This is a genomic window from Brevundimonas abyssalis TAR-001 (assembly GCF_000466985.1).
In the GTDB taxonomy this organism is placed as follows: Bacteria; Pseudomonadota; Alphaproteobacteria; order Caulobacterales; family Caulobacteraceae; genus Brevundimonas; species Brevundimonas abyssalis.
Window position 1 is genome coordinate 1 of record NZ_BATC01000110.1, and the last position, 2,035, is coordinate 2,035.

The 2,035-nt window shown below is 70.8% G+C and carries 2 protein-coding genes; both read right to left on the reverse strand.

The features are described 5' to 3' along the window. Nucleotides 1–262: 262 nt before the first annotated feature. Entirely contained in the window at nucleotides 263–1,036 is a 774-nt protein-coding gene (locus MBEBAB_RS14690; RefSeq protein ID WP_021698773.1) for an RNA methyltransferase, read from the reverse strand. A gap of 36 nt (nucleotides 1,037–1,072) precedes the next feature. Beyond that, nucleotides 1,073–2,035: sulfotransferase family protein (locus MBEBAB_RS14695; RefSeq protein ID WP_045319477.1), on the reverse strand; the 963-nt coding region annotated here is incomplete at its 5' end.

The window sequence follows — 2,035 nt, forward strand, 5'->3', positions numbered from 1 at the left end:
CCCGGCGAAGGCCGGGATCCAGATCATAAGGCGGGGTGGCTGGAGACGGGCCCCAACGCATCTCCGGCTTCCTCCGGCGCGCGCCATCTGACCCCAGCCTTCGCTGGGGTGAGCGGAGGGGTGGAGGGGGCGGTGTCCCGGGCTCATCGCACCATGATAGGGGACCTGACACGGGCGGGATGAAATCGACCGCGATCGGTGGCCAATCCCTTGTGTGCAAGGGCATTGGGCGGCGGAAATGCGGGATTATCCCGGCCTCCCGCTACTCGCCGCGCGCCTTCTTCTCCGCCAGCTTGGCCAGCACGCGGCCGCGGCCCTTGGACAGGGCGTGGATCACGCCGCGGAAGGTGGCCACCTCCTGCTCGGTGAAGGCGGCGCGGCCCAGCATGACGCGCAGGTTCTGGCTCATGGAGCGCTTCTTCTCGGGCGGATGGAAGAAGCCGCCGGCGTCCAGCTCGGTCTCAAGATGCTCGTACATGCCCAGCAGCAGGTCATTTGAAGCGGGCGGCTCGCCCTGGCGAAACTTCGGCGGCGGGGCGTCCAGCACCAGGGTGCGCCACTCATAGGCGTTGATGGCCACGGCCTGGGCCAGGTTCAGGGAGTGGTGGCGCGGGTCGATGGGGATGGTGACGATGCCCGAGGTCAGGGCGATGTCGGTGGTCTCCAGCCCGGCCCGCTCGCCGCCGAACAGCAGCCCGGCCTTCAGGCCCGAGGCGGTGTCGTCATAGAGCACGCGGGACGCCTCGCGCGGGGTGCGCACCGGCTGGCGCGTCTCGCGGGGGCGGGCGGTGGTGGCGAAGACGGTGTTCAGGTCGGCGATGGCCTCGGCCACGGTGTCGAACACGCGCACGCCCTCCAGCACCCAGTCGGCGCCCGAGGCGGTGGCCCAGGCCCGGTCCTGGGGCCAGCCGTCGCGCGGGGCGACCAGCCGCAGGTCCGACAGGCCGAAATTGGCCATCACCCGCGCGACGGAGCCGATGTTGTCGGCCATCTGCGGCTTGTCGAGGATGACGGCGGGCGGGGTCAGGTCGGTCATGCCGCTCCCCTACAGCGCCGGGCGCGTCGGCGAAAGTCAGGCCCGGCCCAGGGCGGCCTTCAGCGGTCCCAGATGGGGCGCGTAGTTGCGCCACCGGCCCGAGGCCCGGCGATAGAGCGGCTCGCGCACCTGCCACACGCTGGCGGTCCGCACGGCGTTGTCCAGGGCGTGGAACGACAGGCAGCCGTCCTCCCAGGCCAGACCGCAGAAATCCAGCAGCCCGCGCACCTTCTCCTCCGGGTCGGCCACCAGGGCGTCGTAGTCCAGGGTGTGGATGTCGTCGGGCCACAGGGATTTCCAGTGGTCCATCAGCCGCTCCTGCTGGATCAGCCAGTGGGCCGTGTCCTCCAGATCCAGCGCCCACGGCATGGCGTGGCTCAGGTGCAGGAACCAGCACGACAGGCAGTTGTCGAGCGGGTCACGGCGGGTGTGGATGATGCGCGCCTGCGGGAACAGGGTCTTGATCAGGCCCAGGTGAAGGAAATTGTCCGGCCGCTTGTCGGTGATCACATCGGCGCCCGGCAGGCGCGTCCGGAAACCGTCCAGATAGGCCGCGCGCAGGGAGGCGATGCGGCCCTCGTCCAGTGTCTTCAGGCTGTCGGGCCAGGGCTGAAGGTCGCGCCGGACCAGAGCGGGCAAAAGCTCAAGCTCGCCCCCTGGGGTGACCCGGCTGTGCGCGGCCAGGATCTGCTCGGTCAGGGTCGAGCCCGAGCGGAACATGCCGCAGATGAACAGGGGCGCGTCCTCGCCGCCCTCGCCATCCCCGGCGTCGGGAAAGGCCGCGATCAGCTGGTCGACCACCGTCTCCTGCGCCGCCCGGTCATAGCGCGCGCCGGGCGGCCCCGGGATCAGGCGGCTGTCGCGGTTGGCCTGTGCGTACGTCGCGAAGGCTTCGTCATACGCCCCGGCTTCGTCCAGCATCCGGCCGAGGGCGAAGCCCAGATCGGCCCGCGCCATGCGCTCGTCCGGCGAACCCGTGCCGATGGCCTTGAGGGCGGC

What these genes read in the sequence shown, in the direction of transcription:
- MBEBAB_RS14690 (WP_021698773.1), bottom strand. Translation starts at nt 1,036, where the DNA reads ATGACCGACCTGACCCCGCCCGCCGTCATCCTCGACAAGCCGCAGATG.